Source organism: Lactobacillus sp. 23-2 (assembly GCF_044902225.1).
GTDB lineage: Bacteria > Bacillota > Bacilli > Lactobacillales > Lactobacillaceae > Lactobacillus > Lactobacillus absianus.
In genome coordinates, this window is record NZ_JAOQBX010000088.1 from 1 (window position 1) to 333 (window position 333).

1 protein-coding gene is annotated in these 333 nt (G+C 52.9%); it reads right to left on the reverse strand.

Annotated elements, in window-relative coordinates; genetic code table 11:
• Positions 1-333 (reverse strand): RRXRR domain-containing protein (locus tag OCH80_RS10265; protein ID WP_404540681.1); only part of this gene is annotated, 333 nt, incomplete at both ends.

The window sequence follows — 333 nt, forward strand, 5'->3', positions numbered from 1 at the left end:
ATACAGCCAAATAGCGCTTGATCCAAGCAATGTTGTGGCTTGCCTTGCCTTTTACTGACGGTGGAAGCCACAAGCCGTCTCGCTTGCCGTGCACTCTGTTTAAAAAGCGGGCCTGGCGATAGCGGGTCTTGCGGTTTCTTCTGCCTCGGCGGTAGATCTTGCGGGTGTACAGATTCGTGTGCACGTCCTGGCGAAGCTCTACCTCGCTTTGGTGCAGCACCTTGTCTTGACTCGTTACGGCAAAGCCAATATGTCTTTGCCCGGTGTCAACGCCAAGGCTGACTTTCTGCTTATAGCCGTATGAGCCGTATTTCAGTTGAATGGTGAACGGAT